General features: G+C 63.1%; 16 protein-coding genes and 1 pseudogene. 9 read left to right on the forward strand and 8 right to left on the reverse strand.

The annotated features are described in order from the left end of the window. Positions 1-42: 42 nt before the first annotated feature. From GJ698_RS09705 to GJ698_RS09725, 5 genes are read right to left on the reverse strand one after another with little or no spacing between them, the layout of a single operon-like run. A complete protein-coding gene (locus GJ698_RS09705) occupies positions 43-1,020 on the reverse strand; it encodes an aldo/keto reductase (protein WP_154357418.1) in 978 nt (325 codons plus the stop codon). Continuing rightward, positions 998-1,402 carry a DUF3037 domain-containing protein gene (locus tag GJ698_RS09710; protein ID WP_166454842.1) on the reverse strand — a complete coding sequence of 135 codons (405 nt, stop codon included), beginning with the start codon at positions 1,400-1,402 and terminating at the stop codon, positions 998-1,000. The genes GJ698_RS09705 and GJ698_RS09710 overlap by 23 nt, the downstream gene beginning before the upstream one ends. Beyond that, entirely contained in the window at positions 1,399-2,142 is a 744-nt protein-coding gene (locus GJ698_RS09715) for a HipA family kinase (RefSeq protein WP_154357420.1), read from the reverse strand. Before GJ698_RS09715 ends, GJ698_RS09710 begins: the two co-directional genes overlap by 4 nt. A gap of 18 nt (positions 2,143-2,160) precedes the next feature. Continuing rightward, a complete protein-coding gene (dacB, locus tag GJ698_RS09720; protein WP_154357421.1) occupies positions 2,161-3,639 on the reverse strand; it encodes a D-alanyl-D-alanine carboxypeptidase/D-alanyl-D-alanine endopeptidase in 1,479 nt (492 codons plus the stop codon). Next, positions 3,623-4,861 (reverse strand): spore maturation protein, encoded by a 1,239-nt coding sequence (locus tag GJ698_RS09725; protein ID WP_154357422.1) that lies wholly within the window; start codon positions 4,859-4,861, stop codon positions 3,623-3,625. Before GJ698_RS09725 ends, dacB begins: the two co-directional genes overlap by 17 nt. Positions 4,862-4,959: 98 nt before the next feature. Here GJ698_RS09725 and GJ698_RS09730 point away from each other — a divergent pair, with 98 nt between their 5' ends. From GJ698_RS09730 to GJ698_RS09770, 9 genes and pseudogenes are all read left to right on the forward strand, one after another. Next, a complete protein-coding gene (locus tag GJ698_RS09730; protein WP_154357423.1) occupies positions 4,960-6,606 on the forward strand; it encodes an ABC transporter substrate-binding protein in 1,647 nt (548 codons plus the stop codon). A 20-nt stretch (positions 6,607-6,626) separates the two neighbouring features. After that, on the forward strand, positions 6,627-7,541 hold the full coding sequence (locus GJ698_RS09735; protein ID WP_154357424.1) for a YihY/virulence factor BrkB family protein: 915 nt from the start codon (positions 6,627-6,629) through the stop codon (positions 7,539-7,541). 380 nt (positions 7,542-7,921) lie between these two features. Next, entirely contained in the window at positions 7,922-8,176 is a 255-nt protein-coding gene (locus GJ698_RS09740) for a hypothetical protein (protein ID WP_154357425.1), read from the forward strand. Positions 8,177-8,236: 60 nt separating this feature from the next. Next, positions 8,237-8,536, forward strand: coding sequence for an ArsR/SmtB family transcription factor (locus GJ698_RS09745; protein ID WP_154357426.1), 300 nt, complete (start codon positions 8,237-8,239; stop codon positions 8,534-8,536). Then, positions 8,533-8,994 (forward strand): arsenate reductase ArsC, encoded by a 462-nt coding sequence (locus GJ698_RS09750; RefSeq protein WP_154357427.1) that lies wholly within the window; start codon positions 8,533-8,535, stop codon positions 8,992-8,994. The genes GJ698_RS09745 and GJ698_RS09750 overlap by 4 nt, the downstream gene beginning before the upstream one ends. Next, positions 8,988-10,268, forward strand: a complete 1,281-nt coding sequence (locus tag GJ698_RS09755) for an arsenic transporter (protein WP_154357428.1) — start codon at positions 8,988-8,990, stop codon at positions 10,266-10,268. The genes GJ698_RS09750 and GJ698_RS09755 overlap by 7 nt, the downstream gene beginning before the upstream one ends. A gap of 10 nt (positions 10,269-10,278) precedes the next feature. After that, positions 10,279-10,678 (forward strand): annotated as a pseudogene (locus GJ698_RS09760) (hypothetical protein). Between the two features lie 15 nt (positions 10,679-10,693). Next, entirely contained in the window at positions 10,694-11,611 is a 918-nt protein-coding gene (lepB, locus tag GJ698_RS09765) for a signal peptidase I (protein ID WP_154357429.1), read from the forward strand. A gap of 10 nt (positions 11,612-11,621) precedes the next feature. Beyond that, positions 11,622-12,197, forward strand: coding sequence for a flavin reductase family protein (locus tag GJ698_RS09770; RefSeq protein WP_154357430.1), 576 nt, complete (start codon positions 11,622-11,624; stop codon positions 12,195-12,197). Here GJ698_RS09770 and GJ698_RS09775 read toward each other — a convergent pair. From GJ698_RS09775 to GJ698_RS09785, 3 genes are read right to left on the reverse strand one after another with little or no spacing between them, the layout of a single operon-like run. Continuing rightward, the gene (locus tag GJ698_RS09775; RefSeq protein ID WP_154357431.1) at positions 12,194-13,321 is read right to left on the reverse strand and encodes an acyl-CoA dehydrogenase family protein; all 1,128 of its coding nucleotides are present in this window, start codon (positions 13,319-13,321) and stop codon (positions 12,194-12,196) included. The genes GJ698_RS09770 and GJ698_RS09775 overlap by 4 nt on opposite strands. Positions 13,322-13,335: 14 nt before the next feature. Then, positions 13,336-14,010, reverse strand: a complete 675-nt coding sequence (locus GJ698_RS09780) for an SDR family oxidoreductase (RefSeq protein ID WP_154357432.1) — start codon at positions 14,008-14,010, stop codon at positions 13,336-13,338. Then, complete coding sequence (locus GJ698_RS09785; protein WP_154357433.1) at positions 14,010-15,209, reverse strand: acetyl-CoA C-acyltransferase; 1,200 nt, start codon at positions 15,207-15,209, stop codon at positions 14,010-14,012. Before GJ698_RS09785 ends, GJ698_RS09780 begins: the two co-directional genes overlap by 1 nt. Between the last annotated feature and the right edge of the window lie 9 nt (positions 15,210-15,218).

Consider the following 15,218-nt stretch of genomic DNA (forward strand, 5'->3'; position numbering starts at 1 on the left):
GACAACTGTCGCAAACAGGTCAAGCGCTGATTTTCAGCCGTTTCAGCGGTCGACGTTGGCCATGCGCTCGGCGCTGTAGCGCGGGCCGGACACCTGTTTCAGCGCGCTTTCCAGCGTGGCGATTTCGCTGGCGCTGAGCACGACGTCGGCCGCTGCGGCGTTCTGTTCCAGGTTGGCGCGGCGGCGGGTGCCGGGAATCGGCACGATATCGTCGCCCTGCTGCATCACCCAGGCCAGCGCCACCTGACCGGCGGCCAGACCGCGTGCGGCGGCGACATCGCGCACCACCTGCGCGGCCTGCATGTTGGCGTCGAAGTTGGCGCCTTGCATGCGCGGGTCCTGGTTGCGGAAGTCGGTCGGTGGATATTCTTCCGCGCGCCTGGCGGTGCCGGCCAGGAAGCCGCGTCCCAGCGGGCTGAATGGCACCAGGCCGATGCCCAGCTCGCGCAGCACGGGGATGATGTCGTCTTCCAGGTTGCGCTCCCACAGCGAGTATTCGCTTTGCAGCGCGCTGATCGGGTGTACCGCGTGCGCACGGCGGATGTTGGCCACGCCGGCTTCTGACAGGCCGAGGTAGCGTACCTTGCCCTCTTTCACCAGTTCGCCCATGACGCCGACCACCTCTTCAATCGGCACCTTGGGATCGATGCGGTGCTGGTACAGCAGGTCGATGTAATCGGTGCCGAGGCGGCGCAGCGAACCTTCGACCGCGACGCGGATGTGCGCCGGGTCGCTGGTGACGGCATTGCGCACGCCTTCGCGGATGTCGAAGCCGAACTTGGTGGCCAGAATCACTTCGCTGCGGCGGCCCTTGAAGGCGCGGCCCAGCAATTCCTCATTGTGGTACGGCCCATAGACTTCCGCCGTGTCGAAGAAGTTGATGCCCAACTCAATGGCCCGGTGCAGCGTGGCGATCGACTCGCCCTCGTCCGCTGCGCCATACACATTGCTCATGCCCATGCAGCCCAGGCCCTGGGCCGAGACGGTTAATCCTTGCTTACCTAATGCGCGCTTTTTCATGATCGACGTAGTAATCGTAAAGTTCAATGAGTTTGGACTGGCAATCCTGGGCCAGCACCAGACGGGAATCGCTAAAGCGTAGCATTGTTTCGCGAGGTTTGATCAGCTCGGTCCAAATGCCTGAGCGGTTGGGAGTGCCGGGCTGGCTCATCAAGTTTGAAAGTCGTTCCAATTCATCGCGTAAGCTGCTCATTGTGCTTTTCACGACTTTGGCGTCCAAAGTACGGAAAAAATCAGTCACACGAGTGAAATCGCTGCTCAAAAGCTTGAAGCCAAAATAGCGCGCGTCCGGAGAAAAAATGACTACGCCGACGTTGGCGAATTCTCCGGTTTCGATAAACGGTGTGAATCGAACGATGGCGTAGTGACAAGCGGCAGTCATGATGGAATTTGCCAAAAGACATCAGTTGAAACCCGATCCAGCAACGTTTTGACGGCTTTAAAGGGGAAGTGCGCCGGTATGGTTTGTTCCGCATCGATGAAGTCCCATTCCTCGGGAAGCGTATCACAAATGCCCGGCCAGTATTTCAGTGCTGCCGTCAGGCGTAAATGGTAGGCATCACGCAGCTGAAGATCTGCAAATAGAGCTTCAGCCTCGCTGGAAAAAACATGCATGCGGAAGAATTCTGCCGGGTCAAAGTCTGGATCGAATGCCAGATTGTGGTCGATTATTACCAGTTTGCCGACCTCAGTAGGCTTCCATAAAAGATTGGGATTGCCTCCGACCTCGGTCATATTGCGGTCGGCATTGTTTATCCACCAGTCAAACAGCAGTACGTCACGGCGCAGACTAAGCGGGATATATGAGAGATGCGTGCGGTTAAGTTCAGTAGTGCCAATTCGGGAAGAAGCAAAGGCATGGCCTCTTCCCAAGTCTTGATAAGCGCCTGATAAATCTGCTTCTATCAGCTCGTCGGGCACGGTCGCGATGGCATAAGGTGCAATGGGGAGCCCGAGCTGGCTCCCCAGCTCGGCACATAGCCATTCTGCAATCAGGCCGCGGCGAGTAGCGGCCTTGCCTTTGACGAAATAAATTTCACCGTCATCACATCGGCAGATGTAAGGCTCGGTGCGGCCTTCCTGAGAGCGTCCCAATATCTCGATAACGGTGAGCGGCATCATGCCTCCACGTAAAGAGCCTCAGCGGTTGCCGGAACGCGCGACCCAGTCGATCAGTTCATCCAGGACGGCGCGGCCGGCGCCGTTGGCGACGTGTTCGTCGTTGAGGATGGCGACCACGATGCAGGGCTGATTGTTGGCGTCGGGCACGTAGCCGGCGATGGCGATAACGCCTGTCAGGCTACCAGTTTTTATCCGCGCGCGCTGGGCGGCCGGGCTTTCCTTCAGGCGGCGGCGCATGGTGCCGTCGGTGGCGGCGATCGGCAGGCTGGAGAGGAATTCCGGCATCCACAGGCTTTTCTGGCCGGCTTGCAGCACGCCGGCCAGTTGCGCCGCCGTGGCGCGTTCGGTGCGCGACAGGCCGGAGCCGTTGTCGAGGATCAGGCCGTTGCCGTCGATGTTGTGCTGTTGTAGCCAGGCGCGGATGGCGGTTTCGGCGCGCATCGCGGTGCTGGCCTGGTTGGCGTCCGGCGCCAGCGGACGGCTGCCCAGCATCGGGTCGGCTTCCAGGCTGCCGAGGCTGAGGAAGACAGTGCGCGCCAACGTGTTGTCGGATTGCTTGTTGGTGTCGCGCAGGACTTCGGGCAACGAGCGGGAGACGTGGTCGGCCAGCAGGCGGGATGCAGTGGGCGTCGGCTCGGTGGCTTCGCGTACTTCGCCGCTGACGGCGCCGCCCAGCTTGTTCCACTCGGCCAGCAGCAGGCGCGCCAGGTAGTCCTGGCTGTCCAGCACGTTGATGCTGGTCGACTTGACGCAGTCTTTCGGGAAGGTGCCGTGCAGGACCACTTCGATGCGGTCGCCCTTGCGCGCGTAGTCCGGCGAGCGCCAGCCGTTTTCCCAGGTGGCGCAGGCGGCGTCGGTCAATTTCAGTTCCGAGCGGATGGTGACCTTGTCCAGCTCCGGCTGCATCACCAGCGCCACCTTGCTGGCGGTGGAGCGCATTTCCACTTTCAGCAGGTTGGTGTTGGCCAGCGCGGCATTCGGGATGACGTTGTAGTAGGCCCATGGATATTCATCGAACGGCGGCTGGCCCGCATCCGGCCGCGACGGCGTGAACAGCAGCCGGTCGATGACGATGTCGCCCTTGATCTTGCGGATGCCCTGGTTGCGCAGCGCTTGCAGCATGTGCGCCAGCGCATCTTCGTTGAGGTCGGCATCGGCGCCGCCGCGTACGATCAGGTCGCCTTGCAGCACGCCGTTGACCACGTCCCCGCTGCTGCGCAATTCGGTGCGGCCGCGGAAGGTGGGGCCCAGCTGTTCCAGCGCCGTCAGCGTGGTGAACAGCTTCATGGTCGATGCCGGCTGCATGCTTTGCTGTGGATTGTGCGACACCAGCACGGTATCGCCACGCAGCACCAGCACGCCGGCCGCCGACAGCGGAATATTTGACGACTGCATCAGCCGCGCCACCGGCTCCGGCAGATCGGCCGCCTGCGCGGCGCCGGCCACGATCAGCGCGGCGGCCACAACACGGCGCAAGACTTTAATGGAAGAAGACATAGGAAATCGCAATCGCGGCAAGCACGCCGGCGAAATCGGCGATCAGGCCGCAGGAGATCGCGTAGCGCGTCTTGCGGATGCCGACCGAGCCGAAATACAGCGCGACGATGTAGAAAGTGGTATCGGCCGAACCCTGGAACACGCAGGCCAGGCGGCCGACAAAGGAATCGACACCATGGGTTTGCATGGTGTCGATCATCATGGCCTTGGCCGCGCTGCCGCTCAGCGGTTTCATCAGCGCGGTTGGCAGGGCCGCAACGAAATCGGTGTCGATGCCGAGATGGCTGAACAGCCAGCCGAAGCCCTGCACCACAAAGCCCAGCAGGCCGGCGTTGCGGATCACGCTGATCGCCACCAGCATGCCCACGAGGTAAGGAATCACGGTCAGCGAGGTCTGGATGCCGCCCTTGGCGCCTTCGATAAACGCCTCGTAGACATTCACCTTCTTGCGCAGCGCGCCGATGATGAAGCCGCCGATCACCGCCATCAGCACGAAGTTGCTGAACACCTTGGAGAACGTTTCGATCTCCGGCTTGGTCAGATAGTTGGTGAAGTACCAGACCAGCGCCACGATGAAGGCGGTGATGCCCCCCAGCCAGCCCACCACCACGCGGTTGAACAGGTTGATGCGCTGGCGGATGGAGACGGCGATGATGCCGGTCATGGTCGCCACGTAGGTCGCCACCATGCAGGGAATGAAGATGTCGGACGGATCGGCGGCGCCGAGGATCGAGCGCTGCGCCATGATCGCCAGCGGAATCAGGGTCAGGCCGGAGGTGTGCAGCACCAGGAACATGATCTGCGCATCGGTCGGCTCGTCCTTGTTGGGATTGAGCGTTTGCAGGCTTTCCATGGCCTTCAGGCCGAACGGCGTGGCGGCGTTGTCCAGGCCCAGCAGGTTGGCCGAGAAATTCATCACCATGTGGCCGGTGGCCGGGTGGTTGGACGGCACGCCGGGGAAGATGCGCGAGAAGAACGGCGCGATCAGTTTGGCCAGCAGGTCGATGGCGCCGGCTTTCTCGCCGATGTTCATGATGCCCAGCCACAGCGTCATCACGCCGGCCAGCGGCAGGGCGATGTCCATCACGCCGGTGCGGGCGGAATCGAAGGTGCCGTCGATGATGCGCTTGAAGATTTCCGTATCGCCCAGGAAAAGGAACTGCGCCAGTGCGGCCAGAAATCCCACCAGGAAGAAGCCAGACCAGATGTAATTGAGCGACATTTTTCTTGTGTGCAGTGGGCGATTTGCAAAGTATAGCGGGTAAGCAAGCTCAAAAAGTTATAAGCTGCCGCTTTACAGTGCGAGGTGCCATGGGGCGGATGCTGAAAATTTGTGCAGCGGCAGTGCTGGCGCTGGCCGTCACCGCGGCCTCGGCGGCCGCGCCGAAAGTGTTGCACGCCTTCCTCAGCACCGGCGAAACCGCGCTCGATCCCGCCGTCGCTTCCGACGTCGCCAGCCTCAGCCTGCTGGAAAACCTGTTCGATCCGCTGCTGCGCTACGACTACCTGGCCCGCCCGGTCAAGCTGATCCCCAACACGCTGACCGCCATGCCAAGCGTGGAAGACGGCGGCCTGAGCTATACCTTCCACCTGCGCCAGGACATCTATTTCACGCCGGACGCCGCCTTCAACGGCGTGCACCGGCAGGTGACGGCGGAAGACTATGTCTACAGCTTCAAGCGTCTTTACGATCCGGCGCTGAAGTCGCCCTGGCTGTACCTGTTCGACGGCGTGGCCGAGATCCGCGCGCTGGACAAGTTCACCCTGCGCATCCGCCTGAAGGCCGCCGATCCCAACTTCCTCTACTACCTGGCGATGCCGGCTACCGGCGTGGTGGCGCGCGAGGTGATGGAAGCCTATGGTGCGCAGGCCGGCAACCATCCGGTCGGCACCGGCCCGTTCAGGATCGGGACGTGGAAGCACAGCGACCAGATCATCCTGCTGGCCAACCGCGATTTCCGGCCGACGGAATTCGACGGCAAGCGCTTGCCGATACTGGACCGCATCGACATCAAGATCGTCGAGGAATACCAGTCGCGCGTGCTGGGCTTCCTGAACGGCGAATTCGATTTCCTGGAACAGCTGCCGGAATCGATGAAGGAAATGGTCCTCACGCCGGACGCCAGACTGAAGCCTGAACTGGCCGCCAAAGGCATCGTCCTGGCGCCGTTCCCGGTGCTGCAAACCTATTACATGTGGATGAACATGGATGATCCGCTGATCGGCGGCTACGGCAAGGACAAGGTCGCGCTGCGCCGCGCCATTGCGCTCGGCTACAACAGCGCCGAGGACGTGGCGACCATGAAGAAGGGCCTGGCCATCCCCGCCGTCACGCCGCTGCCGCCCAATGTGCTGGGCTACGACGCCCGCTACCGCAGCCCGGTCGCCTACGATCCGGCGCTGGCCAACGCGCTGCTGGACCGCTACGGCTATCGCAAGGGCAAGGACGGCTACCGCAGCCAGCCGGACGGCAAGCCGCTGATGCTGGTGATGCACAGCGAATCGTCCACCGTCGGCCGCCTGCGTGACGAGCTGTGGCGCAAGAACCTGAACGCCATCGGCCTCAACGTCACCTTCAAGAGCGACAAGAAAACCGAAATCATCAAGGCCTCCCGGCTCGGCTCGGTGATGATGTTTGAAACCAACTGGGTCGCCGATTTTCCCGATGGCGACAACTTTTACCAGCTGCTCTATGGCGCCAACGCCGGCCGCGCCAACTACGCCCGCTTCAACCTGCCTGCCTACAATCAGCGCTACGAACAAGCCCGCTTGATGGGAGATTCGCCGCAGCGCACCGCGCTGTATGATGAACTTGCGCAACTTATCCACGCCTACACGCCGTGGGTGCTGCTGACGCATCCCATTTCCGCCGACCTGCAACAGCCGTGGCTGAAAAATTACCGCCGTCACCCGGTGGAGTTCACCAACTGGCGTTATCTGGACGTGGACGCACATACCGCTCGCTGAGCCGGGCATAGAATGAGAGCATGAACCTACTCAACCGCAGGGCACTGGCCTATGTGGCCGGTCATCCCATGGATTTCACGGTGCAGTGCCTGAAAGGCTTCCGCGCCAACCAAGGCCTGCTGCTGGCGGGCGCGGTGGCGTATTACTCGCTGCTGTCGATCGTACCGCTGCTGATGCTGGTGGTGGTGGCCTTGTCGCACGTGATTCCGCCCGATGAACTGCTGGCCACCGTCGGCCGCTATCTGAACTGGCTGGTGCCCGGGCAGTCCAAGCCCATCGTGGCCGAGGTCGCGCATTTCCTCGAACACCGCGACCTGGTGGGGGGCGTGCTGGTGGTCAGCATGCTGTTCTTCAGCTCGCTCGCGTTCACGGTGCTGGAAAACGCCATGTGCGTGATTTTCAAGCACCGGGTGGCGATACGCCGGCGGCATTTCATGATTTCAGCGCTGATGCCCTACTGCTACATCCTGTCGCTGGGCGCCGGCATGCTGCTGGTGACGCTGGTGGCGGGCAGCCTGCAGGTGCTGGGGCAGGAAAGCGTGCAGCTGTTCGGCTACAGCTGGTCGCTGAACGGCGTGTCGGGCGTGCTGCTGTATCTGCTGGGGCTGGCGGGCGAGGTGCTGGTGCTGTCGTCGATTTACCTGGTGATGCCGGTCGGGCGGCTGTCCTTGTCGCATGCGCTGATCGGCGGCGTGACGGCGGCGCTACTGTGGGAAATCGCCCGGCGCATCCTGGTGTGGTACTTCTCCACGCTGTCGCAGGTCAACGTGGTGTACGGTTCGATGACCACCGCCATCATCGTCATGTTCAGCCTGGAGATCGGCGCCACGCTGCTGCTGTTCGGCGCGCAGGTGATTTCCGAATTCGAGCGCGTGGGCCGCGAACGGCCGCAGCACGCGCCGCAGCCGATGACCACCGAAGCGGTGCCGAAATAAAATTTGTGCGCCGCACAAAAAGTGTGGTACACTACGCTCGTGGTTGAGGTTTGCATGCAAACAGTCCCACGCCCGGCAGATGCGCCGCGCCCAGAGTAGTGTAAGTTCGATGGCGCAGGTGACGCAGAAGCCGGGGTTGTAGTCCCGAAGACATTAGTCGATTTACACGTCGGGGGCACCACGCAGATAGCATGGGCGCCTGAGACGCCGCCTCACCTGGCAGATAGCCTTGGAGATGGTGCGATTGAAGCATAGGTAATACATTGGAACGAAGCCCGCAGAGATGTGGGCTTTTTTTTCGTCCGCATTTTCGTCCGCCGTTTGCGCTCGCCCAAACGGCCCGGTCGGCGTCCGCCTATTCTGGCGGATGGAGGTGGATCATGGAATTTGCTTTTACGCTCAGATACCGTCTTGCCCGGCACGATTGCGACTATGACGCGCTGGCCGGGCGACTGGCGGCCTCGGACTGCGCCGATGCGGTGGTCGGCGTCGGCCGCAACGGCTATCTGGCGCTGAGCTTCCTGCGCCAGGCCGGCAGCGCCGAAGCGGCGCTCTCCGGCGCCATCGCCGACGTCGAGCGCGCCGTGCCGACCGCCGAGCTGATCGATATTCGTTCGGACTTCATGCCGAACTGATTTTCCACTTCATTTCAATACTATTTGAAATGTCGAATCGTTTCCGGTAGCATGGCCCGCATGGATACCAAACAAACCCTGGCCGCGCTGGTGGCCCTGGCGCAGGAAAGCCGGCTGGCCGTGTTCCGGCTGCTGGTGCAGAACGGGCCGCAAGGCCTGGCCGCCAGTAAAATCGGCGAGCGCCTCGATATTGCGCCGTCCTCCCTGTCCTTTCACCTGAAAGAGCTGACGCATGCGGGACTGATCGCATCGCGCCAGGACGGACGCTTCGTCATCTATTCGGCAGATATCGCCGCGATGAATGGCCTGATAAGCTTTTTAACTGAAAACTGCTGCGGTGGCGTCTCGTGCAAACCATGAACATTCTTTTTCTGTGTACCGGCAATTCGTGCCGCTCGGTGTTGAGCGAGGCGACCTTCAATCACCTGGCGCCGCCCGGGTGGCGGGCCATCAGCGCCGGCAGCAAGCCGGCCGGCCAGCTGCATCCGCGCGCGGTGGCGCTGTTGCAGCGCAAGGGCATTTCGACCGAAGGCTATTACAGCAAATCGTGGGACGACCTGCCGGTGACGCCGGACATCGTCATCACCGTCTGCGGCAGCGCCGCCGGCGAGACTTGCCCGGCCTATCTCGGCCCGGTGCTGCGCGCGCATTGGGGCGTGGAAGATCCGAGCCATCTGCCTGGCAGCGATGAGGAAATCGAGGCCGCCTTCGAGCAGACTTACCGCACCCTGCGCGCGCGCATCGAAGCCTTCCTGGCGCTGCCCGCCATCACCAAACAGGAACTGGACCGCATCGGCACGCTGGGTGCCGGATGCTGAGCGCCCTGCTGATTTTTATCGCCACGCTGGTGCTGGTGATCTGGCAGCCGCGCGGCCTGGGCATCGGCTGGAGCGCGTCGCTCGGCGCGGTGGCGGCGCTGCTGGCGGGCGTGATCCATGTCGGCGATATTCCGGTGGTGTGGCACATCATCTGGAACGCCACGGCGACCTTTGTGGCCATCATCATCACCAGCCTGCTGCTGGACAAGGCGGGCTTCTTCGAATGGGCGGCGCTGCACATGGCGCGCTGGGGCGGCGGCAGCGGCAAGCGGCTGTTCGTCATGCTGGTGCTGCTGGGCGCCGCTGTCTCCGGACTGTTCGCCAATGACGGCGCGGCGCTGATCCTGACGCCGATCGTCATCGCCATGCTGCGCGAGCTGCGCTTCTCGGCCAAGGCCACGCTGGCGTTCGTGATGGCGGCCGGCTTCATCGCCGATACGGCCAGCCTGCCGCTGGTGGTGTCCAACCTGGTCAACATCGTGTCGGCCGATTATTTCCATGTCAGCTTCGCGCGCTATGCGGCGGTGATGGTGCCGGTGAACGTGGTGTCGGTGGCGGCCACGCTGGGTGTGCTGATGTGGTTCTTCCGCCGCGATATTCCTGCCGATTACGACGTCATGCAGATCAAGGACCCGGCGCTGGCGATCCATGACCGCGCCACCTTCATCGCCGGATGGTGGGTGCTGGGCGTGCTGCTGATCGGCTTCTTCGTGATCGAGCCGATGGGCGTGCCGATCAGCGTGGTGGCGGCGGTGGGATCGGCGGTGCTGCTGGTGGTGGCGTCGCGTGGCCATCGCATCTCCACGCGCGAGGTGCTGCTGCATGCGCCGTGGCAGATCGTGATCTTCTCGCTGGGGATGTACCTGGTGGTGTACGGCTTGCGCAACGCCGGGCTGACGGCGTATCTGACCTCGGCGCTGGACTGGTGCGGCCGGTATGGCGTGTGGGGTGCGGCGATGGGCACCGGCTTCCTGACGGCGATCCTGTCGTCGATCATGAACAACCTGCCGACGGTGCTGATCGGCGCGCTGTCGGTGGACGCGACGTCGGCGCAGGGCGTGGTGCGCGAGGCGATGATTTACGCGAACGTGATCGGCAGCGACCTCGGTCCGAAGATCACGCCGATCGGCAGCCTGGCCACGCTGCTCTGGCTGCACGTGCTGGCCAACAAGGGCATGCGCATCTCGTGGGGCTATTACTTCCGCGTCGGTGTGTGCCTGACGTTGCCGGTCTTGTTTGTCACCCTGGCGGCGCTGGCCGTCCGCTTGAGCTGAGAGCGATATCATGATTCCGGATCTGCCGAACATTAACGCGGAACTGCTGGATATTCCGACCATGGAAAAGCTGGCGCCGGCCGGCGAATTGACCCATGCGCCACGCATCCTGATGCTATATGGCTCGCTGCGCGAGCGCTCGTTCAGCCGCTTTCTGACGGAGGAAGCGGCGCCCATCCCGCCTGTTCACGATACCCAACCAGTCTTCAGTACGGATGGCTTACAAGGAATTCGATGATGCCGGCCGCATGCGCCGCTCAGGCTATTATGAGCGCGTGGTGGATGTGATGGAAGAATTAGTCAAGACGACGCTATTGCTGCGCGGCCGCACGGATTACCTGACCAACCGCCACAGCGAGCGCAATGAGGTGGCGGTCAAGGCGATCAATCGCCAGATCGCAAAAATCTGAATTGACGGGATTGCTGTGGGCCAAAAACAGAAGAAGTGGATTGCTGTCGTACTGAGTATCGTTAGCGCGCCGCTGGCGTTTCTCTATCTGGACGTGCCGCGCTGGGCGGCCATCAGCTTGCTGGTGCCGCTGGCGCTCGGTATTGCGAGTTTCTTTGTGCCGGGCGATTACACGGCGGCTGCGCTTGGCGTGGTGTCATGGGCGTTGATCGTGGTGTGGATATGGCTCGCATATCGCTTTGCCGCCGCTAAAACCGGTGAGGAGATCCGCCCCTGGTATTCGCGCTGGTATGGGCTGCTCGCCGCGGCGGCAGCGGTGACTGTATCGGTGGGCGTGCTGCGGATTTTTCTGTACGAGCCGTTCCGCGTGCCGTCGACCGCGATGACGCCTACCCTGACGCGTGGCTCCAACCTGCTGGTGCAGAAGTGGGGTTACGGCCATTACAGCACGATGGGCTTCCAGTTTGGCCACGGCACTGCATCGGCGGCGGTGAAGCGCGGCGATATCATCGTCTTCGACTGGCCGGTCGATCCGAAGCAGACCTACATCAAGCGCGTGGTGGGCCTGCCTGGCGATACAATTGTCTATCGCGACAAGCACGTGCTGGTGAATGGCGTCGATACGCGCGGCGAGGAACTTAAGGAATATCTGGATAGCGAGCGGCTGGTTTATCTTCATCGTTACCGCGAGCGCCTGGACCAGGTCGAGCATGACATCCTGATCAAGCCGGAAGCGCCGCCACGGCAGAATAGCGACGCGGTGCCGGAGCATTGCACGTACGAGCGGGAAGTCTTCAGCTGCACGGTGCCTGCCGATAGCTACTTCGTCATGGGCGATAACCGGGACAATAGCCTGGATAGCCGCTACTGGGGTTTTGTGCCGGCCAAGTCGGTCATCGGCAAGACGGTTTATGTGGTGGCGCCACGTCATTAAGGAGTTGAAATTGGATGCACATATCAAGCCGGTGGAATTGGAAAAGGCGTATCGCCTGTTGAACCATGGGCCGACGGTGCTGGTGTCGGCCAGCCATGGCGGCGTACGGAATGTGATGTCGGCCGCATGGTCATGCGCGCTGGATTTCGCGCCGCCCAAGGTGACGGTGGTGCTGGACAAGGCCACCGCCACGCGTCCGCTGGTCGAGCAGAGCGGCTTCTTTGCGCTGCAGGTGCCGAACATGGCGCAGCTGGAGCTGACCTACAACGTCGGCCACGCCAGCATGACCGACATGCCGGACAAGCTGCAGAAGTTCGGCGTGGAGCTGTTCCAGGCCGATGGCTACGACGTGCCGCTGGTGGCCGGATCGTCAGCATGGCTGATCTGCAAGGTGATTCCCGAGCCGCGCAATGAACAGGTGTATGACCTGTTCATCGGCGAAGTGGTGGCGGCGTATGCCGACACGCGCGTCTTCAACAACGGCCACTGGGAATTCGAAAAAGCCGATCCACGCTGGCGCAGCCTGCACTACATCGCCGGCGGCACCTTCTACGCCATCGGCGACGAGGCGGTGGTCAAGACTTAAAGCGCGCGGGCGATGAGGATTTTCTGGATGTCGCTGGTGCCTTCGTAGATCTGGCACACGCGGGCGTCGCGGTAGATGCGCTCCACCGGGAAGTCGCTGACGTAGCCGTAGCCGCCGTGGATCTGGATGGCGTCGGAGCAGACTTTCTCCGCCATCTCGGAGGCGAACAGCTTGGCCATCGCGGCTTCCTTCAGGCATGGCAGGCCGGCGTCTTTCATCGACGCGGCGTGCAGGATCAGCTGGCGCGCGGCTTCGATCTGCATCGCCATGTCGGCCAGCTTGAATTGCACCGATTGGTGTTCGAAGATCGGCTTGCCGAAGCTTTCGCGTTCGCGCGCGTAGCTCAACGCCGCTTCATACGCGGAGCGCGCCATGCCCACCGATTGCGAGGCGATGCCGATACGGCCGCCCTCCAGGCCGGACAAGGCGATCTTGTAGCCCTGGCCTTCTTCGCCGATCAGGTTCTCCGCCGGGATGCGGCAGTTCTCGAACAGGATCTGCGCGGTATCCGATGAATGCTGTCCCATCTTCTGCTCGATGCCGGCGACGATGTAGCCCGGCGTGGCGGTCGGCATCCAGAACGCGCTGATGCCCTTCTTGCCAGCGCTCCTGTCGGTCACCGCCATCACAATCGCCACGTCCGCGTGCTTGCCGCTGGTGATGAATTGCTTGACGCCGTTCAGCACATAGTGATCGCCATCGCGCGTGGCGGTGGTGCGCAGGGCGGCGGCGTCGCTGCCGGTATGCGGCTCGGTGAGGCAGAAGGCGCCCAGCATGTCGCCTTGCGCCAGTGGCCGCAGCCATTGTTCCTTCTGCCGCGCGTTGGCGTACATCATGCCGATGCTGCACACCGGGCAGTTGTTGACGGAGATGACGGTGGAGGTGCCGCCGTCACCGGCTGCGATTTCTTCCAGCACCAGCGCCAGCGACACGTAATCCATGCCGGCGCCGCCGAGTTCTTCCGGCACCGCGACGCCGAAGGCGCCCAGCGCCGCCAGTTCCTTCAATTCCTCCTTGGGGAAGTGATGTTCCTTGTCCCAGCGGGCGGCGTTGGGGGCGAGACGCTCCTGCGCAAAGGTGCGCAAGGCGTCGCGGATCATTTGATGTTCCTGGCTCAGTATCATGTGCAGTCTCGTTGTTACCAGCCGATGGTTTCGCCATCGTAGGTTTGATACACCGCCTGGTCGGACGCGGGCAGCGCCGCCAGCGTTGCGCGGATGCCGCTCGCGCTTTCCTCGACTGAGAGGTCGGCGCCGGCGCCGCCCATGTCGGTACGCACCCAGCCCGGATGGAAGGCGATGCAGGTTGCGCCCTGCTTGCCGAAGGTCAGCGCGGTGTCGATCAGCACCGAATTCAGCGCGGCCTTGCTGGCGCGGTACAGCGAACCGGCCGGCGAGGTGCGCTCGCTCAGTGATCCCATGCGCGAGGACAGCACCGCCAGCTTGCCGTTGCCGCGCGACGCGCATACCAGCGGCGCGATCACCGGCAGCAGGCGCATGGCCGCCAGCACGTTGGTGTGCATGACGCTGTCGAAGTCCGCCTGCGACGGGAAGCCGTCGTGGCGCGGGCCGTAGACGCCGGCGTTGAGGATGGCGACATCCAGCTCTTCGCCGTCCAGCTTCCAGCCGACGCCGGCCACCGCTTCGACGTTGGTGACGTCCAGCTTGTGCGGTTCGGCGCCCAGCGCCGCCAGCGCATCGCAGTCTTCCTGCTTGCGCGCGGTGGCGATCACGCGCCAGCCGTCGTTACGGTATTGCCTGACCAGCTCCAGGCCGATGCCGCGCGATGCGCCGATGACCAGTGCGGTCGGCATTAGAGCAGCTCCACGGCCATGGCGGTCGCTTCGCCGCCGCCGATGCACAGCGCCGCCACGCCCTTCTTGCCGCCGGTGCGCTTCAGGGCGCCCAGCAGGGTGACGATGATGCGGGCACCGGAAGCGCCGATCGGATGGCCCAGCGCGCAGGCGCCGCCGTGGATGTTGACCTTCTCGTGCGGGATGTCGAGGTCGCGCATGGCGGCCATCGGCACGGCGGCAAAGGCTTCGTTGATCTCGAACAGGTCGACGTCCTGGCTGCGCCAGCCGATTTTCTTGTACAGCTTTTCGACAGCGCCGATGGGCGCGGTGGTGAACAGGTTCGGTTCCTGCGCAAAGGTGGCGTGGCCAAGGATGCGGGCGATCGGCGTCAGGCCCAGTTCCCTGGCTTTCGATTCGCGCATCATCACCAGCGCGGCGGCGCCGTCGTTGATCGAGGACGACGAGGCGGCGGTGATGGTGCCGTCTTTCTTGAACGCGGCGCGCAGCGTCGGGATTTTTTCAACCTTGGCTTTCAGCGGGCCTTCATCCTTGTCGATGACGGTGTCGCCGGCGCGCGAGGTGACGGTGACCGGCGCGATCTCCCACTTGAAGTAGCCTTCGCTGGTGGCGACCTGCGCACGCTTCACCGATTCGATGGCGAAGTTGTCCTGCGCCTCGCGGGTGAATTCGTACTTGGCCGAGCACTCTTCGGCAAAGGTGCCCATCGAGCGGCCCTCGCCGGTTTTCTCGTTGCGCGAGTAGGCGTCTTCCAGGCCGTCGTACATCATGTGGTCGAACATCACGCCGTGGCCGATGCGGTAGCCGCCGCGCGCTTTCGGGATCAGGTAGGGCGCGTTGGTCATGGACTCCATGCCGCCGGCCACCACCACGTCGGCGCTGCCGGCCACCAGTTGGTCGTGCGCGAAGATCGCGGCCTGCATGGCCGAACCGCACATCTTGGACAGCGTGACGGCGCCGGTGGACGTCGGCAGGCCGGCCTTCAACAGCGCCTGGCGCGCCGGCGCCTGGCCCTGGCCCGCCATCAGGCAGTTGCCGAAGTAGACGTGTTCGACCAGCTTGCCGTCGATGCCGGAGCGCTCGACGGCCGCCTGGATCGCGACCGCGCCCAGGTCATGCGCGGCCTTGCCGGAAAAGTCGCCCTGGAAGGCGCCCATGGGGGTGCGGGCCGCGCCCACGATGACGATAGGATCATTCATTTCAGTTCT

This window comes from Duganella aquatilis, from assembly GCF_009674565.1.
Lineage (GTDB): Bacteria > Pseudomonadota > Gammaproteobacteria > Burkholderiales > Burkholderiaceae_D > Rugamonas > Rugamonas aquatilis.

Bases quoted from the DNA above. Each gene is read 5' to 3' on its own strand.
- GJ698_RS09710 (WP_166454842.1), bottom strand. From the start codon at position 1,402: ATGACTGCCGCTTGTCACTACGCCATCGTTCGATTCACACCGTTTATC.
- dacB (WP_154357421.1), bottom strand. From the start codon at position 3,639: ATGTCTTCTTCCATTAAAGTCTTGCGCCGTGTTGTGGCCGCCGCGCTG.
- GJ698_RS09780 (WP_154357432.1), bottom strand. From the start codon at position 14,010: ATGCCGACCGCACTGGTCATCGGCGCATCGCGCGGCATCGGCCTGGAG.
- GJ698_RS09745 (WP_154357426.1), top strand. From the start codon at position 8,237: ATGGATACCAAACAAACCCTGGCCGCGCTGGTGGCCCTGGCGCAGGAA.
- GJ698_RS09775 (WP_154357431.1), bottom strand. From the start codon at position 13,321: ATGATACTGAGCCAGGAACATCAAATGATCCGCGACGCCTTGCGCACC.
- GJ698_RS09730 (WP_154357423.1), top strand. From the start codon at position 4,960: ATGCTGAAAATTTGTGCAGCGGCAGTGCTGGCGCTGGCCGTCACCGCG.
- GJ698_RS09755 (WP_154357428.1), top strand. From the start codon at position 8,988: ATGCTGAGCGCCCTGCTGATTTTTATCGCCACGCTGGTGCTGGTGATC.
- GJ698_RS09725 (WP_154357422.1), bottom strand. From the start codon at position 4,861: ATGTCGCTCAATTACATCTGGTCTGGCTTCTTCCTGGTGGGATTTCTG.
- GJ698_RS09715 (WP_154357420.1), bottom strand. From the start codon at position 2,142: ATGATGCCGCTCACCGTTATCGAGATATTGGGACGCTCTCAGGAAGGC.
- GJ698_RS09785 (WP_154357433.1), bottom strand. From the start codon at position 15,209: ATGAATGATCCTATCGTCATCGTGGGCGCGGCCCGCACCCCCATGGGC.
- GJ698_RS09735 (WP_154357424.1), top strand. From the start codon at position 6,627: ATGAACCTACTCAACCGCAGGGCACTGGCCTATGTGGCCGGTCATCCC.
- GJ698_RS09750 (WP_154357427.1), top strand. From the start codon at position 8,533: ATGAACATTCTTTTTCTGTGTACCGGCAATTCGTGCCGCTCGGTGTTG.
- GJ698_RS09705 (WP_154357418.1), bottom strand. From the start codon at position 1,020: ATGAAAAAGCGCGCATTAGGTAAGCAAGGATTAACCGTCTCGGCCCAG.
- GJ698_RS09740 (WP_154357425.1), top strand. From the start codon at position 7,922: ATGGAATTTGCTTTTACGCTCAGATACCGTCTTGCCCGGCACGATTGC.